Source organism: Streptomyces sp. NPDC050732 (assembly GCF_040654255.1).
Classification (GTDB): Bacteria; Actinomycetota; Actinomycetes; order Streptomycetales; family Streptomycetaceae; genus Streptomyces.
On record NZ_JBFAHP010000002.1, the window covers coordinates 37,008 to 52,849 of the forward strand.

Annotated in this window: 15 protein-coding genes; 9 read left to right on the forward strand and 6 right to left on the reverse strand. The window is 71.8% G+C overall.

All coding sequences use genetic code 11. The features are described from left to right. Positions 1 to 1,458 precede the first annotated feature (1,458 nt). Both AB0H82_RS02115 and AB0H82_RS02120 read left to right on the forward strand, forming a co-directional pair. On the forward strand, positions 1,459 to 5,493 hold the full coding sequence (locus AB0H82_RS02115; protein ID WP_362987806.1) for a hypothetical protein: 4,035 nt from the start codon (positions 1,459 to 1,461) through the stop codon (positions 5,491 to 5,493). A gap of 301 nt (positions 5,494 to 5,794) precedes the next feature. After that, positions 5,795 to 6,556, forward strand: a complete 762-nt coding sequence (locus AB0H82_RS02120) for a glycosyltransferase (RefSeq protein ID WP_362987808.1) — start codon at positions 5,795 to 5,797, stop codon at positions 6,554 to 6,556. A gap of 4 nt (positions 6,557 to 6,560) precedes the next feature. On the opposite strand, the gene AB0H82_RS02125 is transcribed toward AB0H82_RS02120, so the two are convergent. Continuing rightward, positions 6,561 to 7,496 carry an FkbM family methyltransferase gene (locus AB0H82_RS02125; protein WP_362987811.1) on the reverse strand — a complete coding sequence of 312 codons (936 nt, stop codon included), beginning with the start codon at positions 7,494 to 7,496 and terminating at the stop codon, positions 6,561 to 6,563. Positions 7,497 to 7,552: 56 nt separating this feature from the next. Beyond that, positions 7,553 to 8,776 (reverse strand): amidohydrolase family protein, encoded by a 1,224-nt coding sequence (locus tag AB0H82_RS02130; protein WP_362987813.1) that lies wholly within the window; start codon positions 8,774 to 8,776, stop codon positions 7,553 to 7,555. A gap of 194 nt (positions 8,777 to 8,970) precedes the next feature. On the opposite strand from AB0H82_RS02130, the gene AB0H82_RS02135 reads away from it, so the two are divergent. The 4 genes from AB0H82_RS02135 (at position 8,971) to AB0H82_RS02150 (ending at position 10,936) form a co-directional block, all read left to right on the forward strand. After that, on the forward strand, positions 8,971 to 9,420 hold the full coding sequence (locus AB0H82_RS02135) for a DoxX family membrane protein (RefSeq protein WP_362987815.1): 450 nt from the start codon (positions 8,971 to 8,973) through the stop codon (positions 9,418 to 9,420). Positions 9,421 to 9,592: 172 nt separating this feature from the next. Continuing rightward, the gene (locus tag AB0H82_RS02140; RefSeq protein WP_362987816.1) at positions 9,593 to 10,150 is read left to right on the forward strand and encodes a hypothetical protein; all 558 of its coding nucleotides are present in this window, start codon (positions 9,593 to 9,595) and stop codon (positions 10,148 to 10,150) included. Between the two features lie 89 nt (positions 10,151 to 10,239). After that, positions 10,240 to 10,494 carry a hypothetical protein gene (locus AB0H82_RS02145; protein WP_362987819.1) on the forward strand — a complete coding sequence of 85 codons (255 nt, stop codon included), beginning with the start codon at positions 10,240 to 10,242 and terminating at the stop codon, positions 10,492 to 10,494. Positions 10,495 to 10,570: 76 nt separating this feature from the next. Further along, positions 10,571 to 10,936, forward strand: coding sequence for a hypothetical protein (locus tag AB0H82_RS02150; RefSeq protein ID WP_362987821.1), 366 nt, complete (start codon positions 10,571 to 10,573; stop codon positions 10,934 to 10,936). On the opposite strand, the gene AB0H82_RS02155 is transcribed toward AB0H82_RS02150, so the two are convergent. Then, entirely contained in the window at positions 10,933 to 12,156 is a 1,224-nt protein-coding gene (locus tag AB0H82_RS02155; RefSeq protein ID WP_362987824.1) for an FAD-dependent monooxygenase, read from the reverse strand. The two genes, AB0H82_RS02150 and AB0H82_RS02155, sit on opposite strands and share 4 nt — an antisense overlap. A 288-nt stretch (positions 12,157 to 12,444) precedes the next feature. On the opposite strand from AB0H82_RS02155, the gene AB0H82_RS02160 reads away from it, so the two are divergent. Together AB0H82_RS02160 and AB0H82_RS02165 are read left to right on the forward strand one after the other, a co-directional pair. After that, positions 12,445 to 12,870, forward strand: a complete 426-nt coding sequence (locus AB0H82_RS02160; protein WP_362987826.1) for an STAS domain-containing protein — start codon at positions 12,445 to 12,447, stop codon at positions 12,868 to 12,870. A 69-nt stretch (positions 12,871 to 12,939) separates the two neighbouring features. After that, the gene (locus tag AB0H82_RS02165; RefSeq protein ID WP_362987828.1) at positions 12,940 to 13,599 is read left to right on the forward strand and encodes a M23 family metallopeptidase; all 660 of its coding nucleotides are present in this window, start codon (positions 12,940 to 12,942) and stop codon (positions 13,597 to 13,599) included. A gap of 15 nt (positions 13,600 to 13,614) precedes the next feature. On the opposite strand, the gene AB0H82_RS02170 is transcribed toward AB0H82_RS02165, so the two are convergent. Further along, a complete protein-coding gene (locus AB0H82_RS02170; RefSeq protein ID WP_362987830.1) occupies positions 13,615 to 13,905 on the reverse strand; it encodes a hypothetical protein in 291 nt (96 codons plus the stop codon). A 209-nt stretch (positions 13,906 to 14,114) separates the two neighbouring features. On the opposite strand from AB0H82_RS02170, the gene AB0H82_RS02175 reads away from it, so the two are divergent. Further along, positions 14,115 to 14,450 carry a chaplin gene (locus AB0H82_RS02175; RefSeq protein WP_362987832.1) on the forward strand — a complete coding sequence of 112 codons (336 nt, stop codon included), beginning with the start codon at positions 14,115 to 14,117 and terminating at the stop codon, positions 14,448 to 14,450. Between the two features lie 69 nt (positions 14,451 to 14,519). Here the strand turns inward: AB0H82_RS02175 and AB0H82_RS02180 are convergent, their stop codons facing one another. After that, the gene (locus AB0H82_RS02180; RefSeq protein WP_362987834.1) at positions 14,520 to 15,389 is read right to left on the reverse strand and encodes a tyrosinase family protein; all 870 of its coding nucleotides are present in this window, start codon (positions 15,387 to 15,389) and stop codon (positions 14,520 to 14,522) included. Between the two features lie 36 nt (positions 15,390 to 15,425). After that, the gene (locus AB0H82_RS02185) at positions 15,426 to 15,827 is read right to left on the reverse strand and encodes a tyrosinase cofactor (RefSeq protein WP_362987836.1); all 402 of its coding nucleotides are present in this window, start codon (positions 15,825 to 15,827) and stop codon (positions 15,426 to 15,428) included. Positions 15,828 to 15,842 lie beyond the last annotated feature (15 nt).

Here is a 15,842-nt window from a genome sequence, read left to right on the forward strand (position 1 = left end):
TACGGGAGGAGGTGGAGTGGAAGACATCAGGGCCCCCTAAATGCCGCTCAATGCCGCCGGCGTCGACGCGCTGGACGTCTCACTGACCCAGCGTAGCGGCCTGGACACGTGCTGCGGCAGGGTCTCAGTCGTCCCCGTTCCGCAGGCGCGAGAGTCGGTCAGGGTCGATTTCCTGCGCTTCGAGCAGCTAAAAATCTGCTCCAGCCAGAGTAGACATTGGGTCCTGGTGTGGTTATGGTTTCTCTCGTACCCCAGAGAGACCGCAGGGCCTGGCAGAGACGAACTGCCAGGCAGCAGTACCCGCAGTTGCAGTTCGCAGGACGGTGCGGTGGTGGAGTTCCGAAGCCAGGGTTGTCGCAGGACGGCGACGGGACTGACGACCGGACCGGGTGGCCCGCAGTGATCAGGGGCCGCCATGAGCAGGACCGCAGTACCCGTAGTAGCAGTACACGCAAGTGCAGTTCGCAGTACCGCAAGAAGTAGTTGATCACCGAGGGAAGTACGGAGGAAGCGAGCGCCATCAGGATCGCCCGGGTGGAAGTCGAGCCCGGGTACCGCAGGACATCGATAGTGAGGTGGTCTCCGGTCAAGCAACCGCGATCCCCGCACCCCCGACAGCATTCAGGTCGGGCCTGCGGACGCAGAAGGCCGACGCAGTTACAGGGTCGGCAGATGGTGTAGCAGTCCTTCGGGGCCCTGGTGCCGTATGGCGCCAGGGCCCCTCTTTGGTTTCTGACGGGTTTCTGACGGGTTCCTGACGCATCGGGTCAGGCCTGTCCTTCGGGCGCCTGGACAGGAAGCGCCGACTGGGCTGGAGGCCTCTGGGGTGAACTCGACGCCGGCGAAGGCCCCTGCTGTCGTCGTCTTCGATGACGCCGGCCCGTCGGCACGGGTGAGGCGTGGAGGCCGGCGCAGGGCGCGCTCAGGCATGTACGGCGGCAGGACGTGAAGAACCCGGCAACGCCATAGAGGGTGGGCGAGCTTCGCGAGCCCCGCTCAGCCCTGCCCCGTCCCGCACAGCCCAGCCCCAGCCAAGCAGCACCGCGTCGGACCGGCGCCGGTCCCTCCCCTCGTGGGGACCGGCACCGATCGACGCGTACAACGCCGACCCGTGGTGGAACTTCGTATCGGCGCGGATCAGGGAAAGTCCGGAAACGCCTTCGATGTGAACGCGGTCCGTATATGACCGACTGCACTGATCTCTCGGGCCACGCGACGAGCCCGTCGTCACTGTGACGCAAGCCAGGCTCAGAACCATCGGTGGCGTGAGCCGCCTCCGCGAGCACTGCGCCGGTGACCTGCCAGGACGCTGCGTGGTTGGTTCGCTACTGCGATGAAATCCTGCCAGTTGGCGGTCTCCGGGAGGAGGGTGCCCTCTCGTCCGGACACCTTCCGCGCAGGTCAGCCGTATAAAGTGAGTTTTCCGGTCCGGATGTCCAGGCGCGGCGGAAGTAAGGGGTGGAGGCCTTGAGTTCCGACTCAGGGGCACGCACAAGCTTCGCGGAACGTCTCGCGCTGCTGTACAAGGAAGCCGGTAACCCGCCCCTCAAGCGTGTGGCCGAAGCGGTCGTCAGGCTCCAGCGGGTCGACGAGCGGGGGCGGCCCGTACGGGTGTCCGCTCAGCGGATCAGCGACTGGCGGCGGGCGAAGAACGTGCCGGCCCAGTTCGCCGCGCTCGCGGCCGTACTGCACGTCCTGATTCCCGAGGCGCGGCGCGAGCGGCCCGTGCCCGTCTCCGCCGGTCTCTACGACATGGCCCAGTGGCACCGCCTGTGGGAGCGCGCGGTGGCCGATCCGGTCGGCGACCGGGCCCCGGGGGCCGAGGAGGGCGGGGAGCCGGGGACCGCCGAGGACCCGGCCGCGCCCAGCGTCTGCCCGTACCGGGGGCTCGCCTCGTACCGTCAGCAGGACGCCCAGTGGTTCTTCGGCCGGGAGCGGAGCACGGAGGCCCTCGTCTGCCAGCTCCGCGCGGCGGAGGCGACGGGCGGTCTGGTCATGCTCGTGGGCGCGTCCGGCGCGGGGAAGTCCTCCCTGCTGAACGCCGGCCTGGTGCCCACCCTGCGCAACGGCGCGCTGGACGAGGAAGGCGGCCGGGCCACCGGTCCCGTCCTGCAGCTCGTGCCGGGCGGTGAGCCCCTGGCCGAACTGCTCCGCCAGATACCCGAGCTCGCGCACGCCGTCCCTGAGGCGGGTGCGGCCGACGAGCCCGTCACGTCCGAATTCACCCGGTCTGTGCGTGAGTCGGTCAGCGCCTGGACGGGACGCATCGCCTCCGGCGGGGAGACGGAACCGGGCAGCCCGGCCCCTGCCACCCGCCCCGTCCTCATCGTCGACCAGTTCGAGGAGACCTTCACTCTCTGCCCGGACGAGTCGGAGCGGCGCGCCTTCATCCAGCTGCTCCATGCCGCCTGCAGTCCGGGCAAGGAGGGGGAGGGCGCCCCCGCCCTCGTCGTCCTCGGCATACGCGCCGACTTCTACGAGGAGTGCCTCGGCTACCCCGAGCTGGCCGACGCCCTCCAGCACCGGCACATGGTGCTCGGGCCGCTGACCACCGGTGAGCTGCGCAAGGCGGTGACCGGTCCGGCCAAGGCCGTCGGCCTTGAGCTCGAACCCGGCCTCGCGGAGCTGATCGTCCGGGAGGTGAGCACGGACGGACCGCGCGGCGCGCACGACGCGGGCGTGCTGCCGCTGCTCTCCCACGCGCTGCTCGCCACCTGGCAGCGGCGGAAGACGGGACGGCTCACCCTGGCCGGCTACCGCGCGGCGGGCGGCATCCAGGGCGCGGTGGCGGCGACCGCCGAGCGGGCCTGGTCCGGCCTCGACCCGGCCGCCCGTACGGCCGCGAGGCTGCTGCTGCTCCGCCTGGTCCGGCTCGGCGAGGACACGCAGGCGACCCGGAGACGCGGGACGCGCCGCCAGCTGGCGGACGAGTCGACGGATCCCCACAAGACGGAGGAATCGCTCGAAGCGCTGGTCCGCGCCCGGCTCGTGACGCTCGACGCGGAGACCGTGGAGATCACGCACGAGGCGCTGCTGCACGCCTGGCCGCGGCTGCGCGACTGGATCGACGAGGACCGCAGCGACCATCTGCTGCGCCAGCGCCTGGAGGAGGACGGCAAGGCCTGGGAGGACTCCGGGCGCGACTCGTCGCTGCTCTACCGGGGCTCCCGGCTCGAACAGGCGAGCGCCTGGGCGAAGAACGCGGGCGACACGTATCTGACCCGGGGAGCGGTGGAGTTCCTGGCCGCTTCGGGCAGGCTGCGCAGGCGCTTCGTCTGGCTGAGCCGTGGCGCGGTGGCGGTCCTCGTCGTGCTGGCGATGGTGGCCGTCGTATCGGCGGTGGTCGCGCGGCAGCAGCGGGACGACGCGGTGTTCCAGCAGGTCGTCGCCGAGGCCGACCGGGCTCAGCACACGGACCCTTCGCTGTCCGCGCAGCTCGACCTGGTGGCGCACCGCCTGCGGCCGGGCGACGAGGGCGTACGGAACCGGCTGATCTCGATCGTCAACGCGCCGCTGGCCACACCGCTCCTGGGTCACAAGGGTGCCGTGTACCTCACCTCGTTCAGTCCGAACGGGCGGGTTCTGGCCACCGCGAGCTACGACCGGACCGTCCGCCTGTGGGACGTGTCGGACCCGACGCACGCCGAACCGCTGGGCAAGCCCCTCACCGGTCACGACAGCTGGGTGAGCACCGCGGTGTTCAGCCCGGACGGCAAGACCCTCGCCAGCGCTTCGGACGACGGCACGATCAGGCTGTGGGACGTGCGGGACCCGAGCCGTCCGCGGCCGCTGGGCGCTCCGGTGACCGGGCACGGCGGCACGATCTACCTGCTCGCCTTCAGCCCGGACGGACGCACGCTGGCCGCCGCCAACGAGGACCATGCCGTACGCCTGTGGGATGTGGCGGCGCCGGCCCGGCCGAAGGCGCTCGCCAAGCTGACCGGCCACACCGCGGCCGTGCGGTCCGTGGCGTTCAGCCCCGACGGGCGGACGCTGGCGGCCGGTGGCGACAACGGCCCGATCAGGCTGTGGGACACGGCCGACCGGCGCCGCCCCGAGCCGATCGGCAAGGTGCTGCGCGGGCACACGAGCACGACGCACTCCGTCGCCTTCAGCCCCGACGGCGCCACGCTCGCCAGCGGCGGCTCGGACAATACGATCCGCCTCTGGGACGTCCGTGACCCCCGCCGCGGCAAGCCGCTCGGCACACCGCTGACCGGCCACGCGGGCCCGCTGTGGTCCGTGGCGTTCAACCCGGCGGGCACGATGCTCGCGGCCGCCAGCGCGGACAGCACGGCGAGCCTGTGGAACGTCCGCGATCCGGCGCATCCGTCCCAGGTCGGCGAGCCGCTGGCGGGCAGCAGCGGGGAGATGTACGCCCTGGGGTTCAGCCCCGACGGGCGGACCCTGGCCACCGGCACGGGCGACAACAAGGTGCGCCTCTGGTCGATCTCGACGGCGGACATGCTCGGCCGTATCGGGGCGTTCCGGCCCGACGGGAAGGTGCTCGCGACGGCGGCGGGGGACGAGAAGGTCCGGCTGTGGAACGTGCGGCGTCCCGAGCGTCCGGTGGCGCTCGGCAAGCCGTTCCGGCCCGGGAAGGGGCCCGCCCGCTCACCGGTGTTCTCGCCCGACGGCCGCACGCTCGCGGTGCTCACGGGCGATCGCGCGGTACAGCTGTGGGACGTCTCCGATCCCGCGAAGGCCGTCGCCTTCGGCCCGCCCGTCGCGCTGCGCACGCGGTTCGCCGCCGCGCTCGCCTTCAGCCCGGACGGGCGCGTACTGGCGACCCCGGACACGGACCGCACCATCCAGCTGTGGGACGTCAGCTCGCCGGGCCGGCTGCGCAAGCTCGGCCCGCCGCTCACCGGCCATCAGGGGTACGTCAACTCCCTGGACTTCAGCAACGACGGCCGCACGCTCGTCAGCGGCAGCGCGGACGCCACCGTCCGGCTCTGGAACGTGTCCGACCCGCGCCACGTGAAGCGGCTCGGCGCGCCCCTCAAGGGGCATCTGGGGCCGGTCAACGAGATCGCCTACAGCCCGGACGGCCGCACGCTGGCCGCCGGCAGCGACGACGGGACGGTCCGGCTCTGGAACGTCGCCGACCGCCGCGCGAAGCCCCGCCTCGACGCGACCCTGACGGGGCACACCGACGCGGTGGTGTCGCTGACGTTCAGCGAGGACGGCCACACCCTGGCGACCGGCAGCAACGACAACACGGTCCGGCTGTGGGACGTCAGCGATCCGGCGGACGTCTCCCCCATCGGCCAGTCGATGAGCCCCAACGCCAAGACCGGCAGTTTCCTGGCGTTCAGCCCGCAGAGCCACATGATCGGGGTGTCGAGCGGCACGGATACGGTCCGGCTGTGGGACCTGGACACCGACGAAGCCGTCAGCCGTATTTGCTCGACCACGCGGGGCGTTCTGACGCGGGATAAATGGGATGAGTATCTTCCCCGCCTCTCGTACGACCCGCCGTGCGACGAGTAACGGACAGCCGCCGCCGCGTGATCCCGATCACAACTCCATGGTCAAAAGGCAGAGTTGACTCCCGTCGCGCAATAAGCCTTGTTACTCTTGTAAGCAGAGCCCGATCGCTGGTGCATCCCCCGTCGCCAGCGGTCGGGCCCTTCCATTCCCCGGCACTATTCGGCGCCCACGGCGATGTGCCGTCGCCCGTTCAGGTTTTAAGCCGCGAGATCGTTTCGTACCGAAACTTCCTGGTGTTCTCGTCGACTCCTCTTTCGGAGTCATGAGTCATAGGGTGTGGCGCGGAAAGGTGGTGAGTGCCGTGCGCAGGCGCGTCATCGTCGTCACAGCCGTCCACGCGCCCTCGGCGCCCTTCCTGGCGGACGCGTACGACTCGCTCCGCCGGCAGGAGCTCCCCGAGGGCTGGGAGTGGCGCTGGCTCATCCAGGAGGACGGCACGAGCGACCGGGTCGCGCCGCACGTCCCGGACGACGAGCGGGTGTCGTTCCGACAGGGGCGGCCCGGCGGTCCCGGAGTCGCGCGCACCATGGCGCTCGCGCGCGCCGACGGCGAGTACGTGAAGATCCTCGACGCCGACGACCAGCTCACTCCCGGTGCGCTGGCCCGCGATCTCGCGGCGCTCGAAGGGGACAGGACCATCGGGTGGGCCACCTCGCGGGCGCTCGACCTGCTGCCCGACGGCTCCACGGCCGGGTTCCCCGGCGATCCGGAGCACGGGCCAATCGAGCGCGGGACGGTCCTCGGCCACTGGGCGCGCCACGACTACCGGGCGCCGGTCCACCCGGCGACGCTCTGCGTCCGCCGTGACCTGCTCCTCGCCCTGGGCGGCTGGATGGCGCTGCCCGCATCCGAGGACACGGGGCTCCTGCTGGCGCTCGACGCGGTGGCGCGCGGCTGGTTCTCCTCCGAGGTGGGTCTTCTCTACCGCAAGTGGGAGGGCCAGGCGACCGGCCAGAGCGCGCACGTCGACACGGGTGAGCGGGCAGCGCGGATGGCGGTGGTGGAAGCCAGGGCCAGGGCGCTCGCGGGCTTCCACTGGCGCTTCCCGCCCGGCACCGGCTGACGGCTCACTCCAGTGTCTCCGCGTCGACCCGTGAGAAGACCAGCTCGGTCTCGCCGGTCACCGGCTGCCGCCACCGCACCGGTGGCGCGGGGCGCCGGATCGCACCGGGGTAGCTCTCGGGCGCGTACTCGTTGATCAGGCGGTAGGGGTGGAATCCCTCCTTCCGCATGGTGTCCATCAATTCCTCGACGCTGTCCCCCAGTTGCGTCAGGCGGTCGGGGGTCACCTCCACCGCGATCTCCACGTCGGTCCTGAGGCGGCCGAGGGCCGGGGCGAGGCCTCTGATGACGCCGCCCTCCGCCCCTTCCACATCGATCTTGATCACTCGTGCCCGGGCGATTTCGTCGGGCTCCAGGAGCTCGGGCAGCGGTGTGGCGTCGGCGTCGAAGGTGGACTCGGCCGGCCCGTCGTACGGGACGATGCTGTTCGCGCCCATGTTGTTCGAGCTGGCGAGGATGAACGTGAGCCGCTTGTGCTCGTCCGACACGGCCGCGTTGACCGCACGGATGTTGGTGCATCCGTTGAGTTCGGCGTTCCGCAGCACACGCCGGTGGAACGCGGGTGAGGCCTCGATCGCCACGACCCGTCCCTCGGGCCCGACGAGCCCCGAGCCGAGGACGGCGAAGTAGCCCACGTTGGCGCCGACGTCGACGAACACGTCCCCGGCGCCGAGGCGCCCTCGCAGCCACCGCGTCATGTGCGGCTCCCAGGCCCCGAAGAGGTACACGTAGCGCTGGATGAGGTCCTGGGTGTCGACGGCGAACCGGTGGCCGTACCGGTCGGCGACGACGCGGCGGCGCGGGCTCTCCCGCAGGCGCGGGTTGAGGAAGCGGGCGGCCAGCGCCGCCTTGCCGAAGGTGCCGGGGGCGGCGCGCACGTACCGGCGGCCGAGCGTGACCAGCGTCTCCGAAAGGGGGGTGCTGATCCGGGGGGTGCTCATCCGATCGCCTCTCCGTCGGGGGGTCGGATGAACCGTATCGGCCCGTCGTCGGCCGCCTACCGGCCGGTCCGGTCGAACGGCAGGTCCAGCATGCGGATCGCGTTCCCGCGCAGCAGCTTGTACTGGATCTCGTACGGCAGGTGCCCGACGTGGTCGGCCGCGACTTCCTTGGTGTGCGGCCAGGTCGAGTCGACGTGCGGGTAGTCGGTCTCGAAGGTGGCGTTGTCGACGCCCACGGTCTCGATCGCCTCGATGCCGTGCTTGTCGCGGAAGAAGCAGCAGAAGATCTGCCGGTAGTAGTACGTCGACGGCGGCTCCGGGATCAGGTCCTTCACACCGCCCCAGGCCCGGTGCTCCTCCCACACGTCGTCGGCGCGCTCCAGGGCGTACGGGATCCAGCCCATCTGCCCTTCGCTGTAGGCGAGTTTCAGCCGCGGGAACTTCACAAGGACGCCGCTGAAGAGGAAGTCCATCATCGACGCCATCGCGTTGTTGAAGGAGAGCGAGGCCTGGACCGCGGGCGGCGCGTCCGGGGACGCGGCGGGCATCTGTGACGACGAGCCGATGTGCATGTTCACGACGGTCCCCGTCTCCTCGCACGCCGCGAAGAACGGGTCCCAGTATCCGGAGTGGATCGACGGCAGCCCCAGATACGTCGGGATCTCGCTGAAGGTGACGGCCCGCACCCCGCGGGCGGCGTTGCGCCGGATCTCCGCGACGGCGAGGTCCACGTCCCAGAGCGGGATCAGGCAGAGCGGGATCAGCCGGCCGCCGCTGTCGCCGCACCACTCCTCGACCATCCAGTCGTTGTACGCCCGGACGCAGGCGAGGCCGACCTCCTTGTCCTTCGCCTCGGAGAAGGTCTGCCCGCAGAAGCGGGGGAAGGTCGGGAAGCAGAGGGACGCCTCGACGTGGTTGAGGTCCATGTCGGCAAGGCGGGCCTGCGGGTCCCAGCAGCCCTTGCGCATCTGCTCGCGGGTGATGCCGTCGAGCGTCATCTCGTCGCGCGAGAAGCCGACGGCGGCGATGATGCGCTTGTACGGGAAGATGTTGCCCTCGTACTCCCACCAGTCGGTGGTCTGGCCCGCCGGGTCCGTCGTGAACCTGTACTTGCCGCCGACGTACTCCAGCTCGCCGATGCCCGCGGTGAAGGGCTTCGGGCCCCGGTCGCGGTACTTGGCCGGGAGCCACTTCTCGAAGAGGTGCGCGGGCTCGATCACGTGGTCGTCCACGCTGATGACCCGGGGGAGTTCCTTGGTGCCGACCTCGCTGCTGACCACTGTTGTGCCCCCTACCGCTGCCGCCGCCTGCCGGTTTCACCGACCCGGATCTGACGATCCATCAGATTCCGTCGGATCGAGGTTATGGCCTCACCCGGGCGACGGCAAGCGCCCGCCCGCAACTCGACCCCTTGCGCGCCACGGCCCGATCCGCTGAACTGACGCCCCGTCAGGTGACTTCGGGAGGACGCGCGATGCAGACGATCTGGCTCGGTGGAGCCGAGTGGGTGGCCGTACTCCGGATCGGCATCGGCCTGTGGTGGCTGGAGAGCTGGCGCCACAAGGACAAGAAGCAGTGGTTCGCCGGCGGCGGCATCGGCTGGGCCGCGGGCATCGCCGAGAAACACCGCTGGCCCGCCGTGCGCCGGGGATTCGACGTCGTGGTGAAGCCCCGGCCGCGCGTGATGGCGTACGTCGTCGCCTACGCCGAACTGGCCCTCGGGCTCGGCCTGATCCTCGGGTTCCTCACCCCGGTCGCCCTCATCGGCGGCCTCGTCCTCAACCTCGTCTACCTCGTCCTGATGATCCACGACTGGGCCGAGCAGGGCCAGAACCTCATGATGGCGCTGGCCTCCCTGGTCGCCTTCTTCACGTGGAGCTGGCAGACGTGGTCGCTGGACGCGGCCCTGGGAATCCTCGTCTGACCCCTGCCCGGCCCTGCCCCTGCCCCTGCCCCTGCCCCTGCCCCTGCCCCTGCCCCTGCCCGACCCTGACCCTTCCCGCCCCCCCTGGCCTGTTGAAGCCGCAGCTGTCACCCTGCCGGACATTCGGCAACCGGCACCGGCACCGGCACGTCCCGCGGACGAGGAGACGACCATGAGCGACCGCGCCCACGACGAGAAGGCGACCCCGAAGGCAGCCCCCGCGCCGGACCCCCACGCGGCTCTTCGGGCAGGTCACGTCGCCCGTGCCAAGAGCGCCGCCGTCCGCGCCGCGGCGGTCTGCCACCACATCGAGCGGCACGGCGCCGAGCAGAACACCGCCTGGCAGGCCACCCACGCGGCCCGCGCCTCCGTCCAGGCCCTCGCCGTGCTCTCCGAGTCCGCCCCCGACCCGGCGGCGGACTCCCGCTGCGCGCGCAACGCCGCGGCCGCCGCCGCGCGGGCCGCCCAGCTGGGGCAGCTGCACGACGGCGACAGCGAGCCGGCCGTCGCCGCGTGCCGTGCCGCGCTCCAGGCGTCGCGGGCCGCATCGGCCGCGGCGGGCCGGGACGCCCTCGGCGCGGACGAGGCGCTGAACGCCGCGGCGGACCGGGCGGAGGCGGCCGCCCGCACCGCCGCCGAGCACGCGGGCTGGCTCCGGCCGGGCCGGCGCCTCCCGGAGATACCGACCGGCCTGCGCAGCCCCGAACTGATGGCGATGCTGCACTTCTGAGATCGGTGCGCGTCGCTCGGACGGTGGAATTGCCCCGGTTACCGGCGGTGTCGGCGCACCTTCCCGCGCTTTTCACCGTTTGAAAGACCATGAACAACTCGAAGCGCATGCTCACCGCCCTGACCCTGGCCGCCGCCGCCGTCGCCGCGACCGCCCCCGCCCACGCCGCCGCGGCCCCGTCCGAAGAGGGCCAGGGCAGCGTGGGCCGGGCCGTCGGCGAGACCCTGATGGACCCCGTCGAGAAGGGCCAGCAGGTCATGGACGCGGGCAAGATCGCCCTCTCCGTGGTCGACACCGGACTGAAGTCCGTGCGGACGAGCACGGAAGCCGCCGCCGGCCGCTGACCGCACCCGGTGCCACCGCCCCTCCTTCGGCGGCCCGCTCAGGACACCGGCGGGCGTCCGGAGGAGGATGGAGGGCGTGCTTACCGTGCTGGTGCTGGTCGGGCGGGAGAACGAGAAGGATCTGATCGCCCGGATCGAGAGCGTCCCCGAGGTGTGCGTCCTGTCCCACACCGACGACAGCTCGCTGGCCCTCGCCCGGGCCCGCGTGCTGCTCCCGGACGTGCTGGTCATCGACCTCGGTGCCTGCCTCCCCGGGGACGCGGCCGCGGTCGTCCACCGGGCGCGCGGCCTCGGCCTGCCCAGCGAACTGGTCGTGCACGGGGGCGACGCGGTCGTCGGCGCCGTCTCCCCCGACGGGGACACGCTCGCCGCCGACGAGAGCGGCCCGGGCGGCCTGGTCCGTACGCTCACCCGCCTGGCCCGCAGACAGCACGCCCCCTAGGAGCCGCTCCCGCCGCGGCGGCTCTGCAGCGTGCGGGCGAGGCGGGGGCCCAGACGCTGCTTGAGCCAGCGCAGGGTCTGGAGGCGGCCGACGGCCTGGTCCAGGTGGAAGTAGAGCTGCGGCGGCACGTGGGGCAGGAGCGGCGAGTGCCGCTGGCCGAGCAGCGCGAACATCTGGTGCGGCTCCAGACCCATGTAGCGGGGCAGGTTCTCGTACCACTGGGCGCTGTGCCGCGCGGCGCTCTGCACCGAGAGCAGGGCCCGCTTGCGTTCCCTTTCGTACGCGGCGAGGGCGGCGGGCAGCTCCGCCGGCGCGGTGGCGGTCCGCAGGGCGCGGGCGAGGCCCATCGCGTCGCGGAGCGCGAGGGTCGTGCCAGCCCCGATGGAGTAGTGCGTCGTGTGGGCTGCGTCGCCGATCAGCACGAGGCCGTCGTGCGACCAGGACGCGTTGGTGACGGTGGGGAAGGCCTGCCACTGGGCGGGGCTCTCGATGTCCCTGCGGCCGAGCAGTTCGTGGCCTTCGAGCAGGTCGGCGAAGATCTTCTCCAGGAGGCGCAGGGCCTCGTCGTGGCCGAGCCGGTCGAAGCCGAGCGCCGCCCAGGTCGTGGCGGAGCACTCGACGACGCAGGTGCTGTGCTCGGCGCTGAATCCGTAGGCGTAACACCAGATCCAGCCGTGGCCGGTCTCGACGAAGGCGAAGGTGAACGCGGTGAAGACGCGGGTTGTGCCGAGCCAGATGAAGCGGTTGGCGCCCGTGGTCACCCGGGTGCCGAGCCGGTCCGCGTGTTCCGCGCGGAGCCTGCTGCGCGCCCCGTCCCCGGCGACGACGAGGTGCGCGTCGGGCAGGTCGGCGCGGCTGCCGATCTCCCGGCCGAACTCCAGGCGTACGCCCAGCGACCTGGCCCGGTCGGCGAGGACGGTCCGCAACCGGTGGCGGGCGATGGCGTGCCCGGGGTCGCCGTCGTGGGCCGTGGTCCGGTCGCCCACATGGGCGAACCCGCCCTGCCAGCGCACGGACTGCTCCTCGATGAGCCGGGCGGACTCGGGGTCGTGGGCGTACAGGTCCGCCAGGAGGTCGGGCCAGTAGGTGACACCCCAGCCGAAACGGGCGTCGGCCGGGTGCCGTTCGTGGACCGTGATCTCGTGGGCCGGGTCCTGGAGTTTGGCGAGGACGGCCAGGTACAGGGAGGCGGGCCCGCCACCGACGCAATCGATCTTCACGCGCGCTCCTGATCTCTGCCGAGGAGCACCAACGTATGCGGACGTCATGCGTCCGGAGCGGGTCCCAGCGCCGGACGGACGGGTGAATTGTCCGTTTCGGCCGGCCGGCTCACGCTGTCGGGTGCCAGCTGTGACGTGGCCCCCCGCGGGCTGACGTCTCCCTGCCGATCCTGTATACGTCGATCCTGTAGAAGTCGACGATCCTGTATATCCGAGAGCAGAACCCCCGAGCCGGTCCGGACCCGCCGCCGGCCCGGTGCTCCTGACGGCCCTGGAGGTGAGATGGGCATGCCGTCCCACCGTTTGTCCATCGCGGGCCTCGCCCAGTCGGACCTCTGCGCCGTGGTGCGGCTCAGCGGCGAACTCGACCAGGCGTCCGAGAAGTTCTTCATGGACACGCTGGCCGGTGCGGTCGACGCGGGCCGGCGCCACATCGTCCTCGACGTGACGGCGCTGACGTTCTGCGACTCCCGCGGCCTGAACTGCCTGCTCGCCCTGCACTGGCTCCTGCGGCGGCAGGCCGGTGACCTGATGCTGGCGGGCGTGGGCCGCCGCCTTGCCACGCTGCTCGAACACAGCGGGAGCACGGCCCTGTTCTCCTCCCACACCTCGGTCGGCCAGGCCCTGCGCTCCCTCCCGGAGCCCGCCCGCCCCCACTGGCCGCCACCCGCCGAGCGCGGCGCGGACGAAGAGGTCTTCCCTCCGACGGCCTAGGGCGTGCGGCATACGCCGGGCGGCTCACCCGAGATGCGAGGCGGACCCGGCACCGGTGAGCTGTCGGACATGGACCACGAGATAGCGAGTGCGGGACAAGGGGTCACCACGCGGCGTCGCGTTCTGGGGGCCGCCGCGGCGCTGCTGGCCGGCGGCGCGCTGCCGCTGACGGCGTCCCGCGCCGTCGCCCGGGCGGACCACTCCTCGTCGGACCACGTCTGTACCGGCGCGTACGACGCCGAGTTCGAGGCCGCCCTGGCCGAGGCGGACGACCTGCTCAGCGCGGACGAGACGCGCAGGCTCCCGGAAGGCCCGCCGGAGCGGTACGCGATGCCGCTGCGCAGCGGCTACCGGGTCACAGCGCCCTACGGAATCCGCGGCAACTGGCTCGCGGGCCACCACACGGGCATAGACCTCGCCGTGCCGGTGGGGACGCCGGTCTACGCCGTGGGTCCGGGCTCCGTCCTCGTCGCCAGGTGGTCCGGCGCGTACGGCAACGCCGTGACGGTGCGGATGCCGGACGGCCACTACGCCCTCGTCGCCCATCTGTCGAGCATCGCGGTCCGCGAGGACCAGAACGTCGACGCCGGGTTCCTCCTCGGCAGGAGCGGGGCCACCGGGCGTGCCACGGGCCCGCACCTCCATCTGGAGATACGGGCCCGCCGTGCCTACGGATCGGACATCGACCCGGTCGCCTACCTGGCCGAGCGCGGAGTGCGGCTCGTCTGACCGTCGCGCGCCGGCCTACTGGATGCCGGGCACGAGGTTCGTGAGGGGGGCCACCAGGTCCGTGATCTGGCGCAGCTGGTTCAGCTCGTTCAGCCGGTTGACGCCGACGAGCTGGTCCTTGAGGTGCGGCATCCGGGCGGCCTGTTCCGCGGGCATGCCGGTCGTACCGAGGCCGTCGATGGTGTCGAGCACCTCCATCCTTCCCGTGTCCTGGGTGGGGGCGGACGCCTGGGCTGCGGGGGTGGCCAGGGCCACTGCGCCGGCGGCCAGCGAGACGGCGGTGATGAGTCGTCGTGCTGAAGTCATGTTTTCAGAACCGTCTCGGGCACCCGAAAGTCACGGGTCCGGCCGAGGCCTCACTCAGGAAGCGCATCCGCGGCATTTCGCGAGAACGATGAATTTATCCAGCATGGTCATGCCGTGCTCTCGCACCGTGACCTCGCCTTGACGAAAGCAGTTGGACAATAGGCGGTTGCGTGTGGGCAGCCGCTCTATCCAAATCAAAGGAGAACGTGATGTCTCGCATCGCGAAGGCAGCCGCTGTCACCCTCACCACCGGAGCGGTCGTCGTCGGCGGCGCCGGCATGGCCCTGGCGGACGCCGGTGCGTCGGGTGCCGCCGTCGGTTCCCCCGGTGTGATCTCGGGCAACCTGCTCCAGGTCCCGGTCAACATCCCGGTGAACGTGTGCGGCAACACCGTCGACGTCATCGGCCTGCTGAACCCCGCCTTCGGCAACCCGTGCGTGAACAACGGCGGCCACAAGGGCGGTCACCACGGCGGTGGCCACAACGGTGGCGGTCACAACGGTGGCGGCCACAACGGCGGGGGCCACTCCGGCTACGGCGGCTGACCCGACCCGACGAAGCCCCCGCCGCGCGTTCCGCCGGGGGCTTCCCCATGCACCCCCTGCTCCCCCTGCTCATGCGTACTTGTAGAGCCCCTTGTGCCCGAGCAGTTCGCCCGGGGTGACGTCCCAGGGCGGCATCGGCTCGTCACGGGCGACGATGCGCCGGTGCTGGGACGAGCCGGGGCCCGGCGGCCGCTCCGGAAGGTAGGGGGCGGAGCCGGGGTGCCGGCGCCGCCACCGGTCCCAGAGCAGGTCCACGAAGGCGTGGTTGAGCCAGAAGACCGGGTCGTTGACCGAGGCCCCGCCCAGCATGTGACCGCCGACCCAGCGGTGGACGCGGTTGTGGTTCTGCCACCGCTCGGCGCCGCGCGCGGACGTCCAGCCCTCCAGCCTGTTGCGGAAGCCCTCCGGTGACGTGGAGTTCCACGGCGGCACGTCGTAGCGGGGATCGGCCAGGGCACGCGCCACGTCCCGCGCCGTGGGCAGGTCGATCGGATCCTCGGGGCGCCCGAGGTCACGCGTGAGGAAATCCCCGTCGGTGACCCCTTCCTTGATGGTCCAGCGCCCGTGCCGGTACGCGAACGGCCCGGTCATGACCTGCCGGTCGCCCCGCCGCCCGTTCCCGCCCATCAGGTCCGCGCCCCAGAGCGACGCGGCCGGGCCGCGGTCCTTCGTCCAGTCCCAGTAGGGGACGGCGACGCCGGGGTCGACGCGCCGCAGGGCCCGCTCGAAGTCGAGCAGGAAGCGGCGGTGCCAGGGAAAGAACGAGGGGGTCATGTGGGCGACGCGGAGCCGCTGCTCCCCGTCCGACACATAGAAGTCGATGTGGGTGCGGACGAATTCGTCGTACTCGCCGCGGCGTTTGAGCTTCAGCACCGCGTCGACGAAGCGGCGCCGCTCCGGCCCGCTGAGGCTCCGCTGGTTCCTGCGCGTGGGGGCCATGCCCGTCCCTTCCGCGTTCGGGGGTACGTGCCCGGCTCAGTGGCCGCGGCCGATCAGGGCCTGGAGGGGGCCTAGTTCATCGACGGCTCCGCGGGCCGCGGCCAGGGGCGTCGCGTACGAGCCGTAGTGGTCGACCATGCTCAGATAGCTGCCGTCCGCGCGGCGCATCAGCGCGAGCCGTCGCCCGTCGACGGTGACGTGCCAGCCCGCGGAGTCGTGCCCGGCCTGCTGGGCCATCGGTTCGCCCTGGATGCGCCGGCCCCGGTACGTCTCGTCGAACGGCGGGTCGGCGGGCGCGGCCGCCGGACCGGGTGCGGGCGGGTCGGGGACGGGCCGGTCGGGCAGGGCCCGTACGACGCCCGCGGCGCCGAGGAGCGCCGCGGCCGCGGTCCCGATGAGGTGCCGGCGGGTCACCCGGTCGGCGAGGTTCTTCTCCATCGGGCTCGGTCCGTC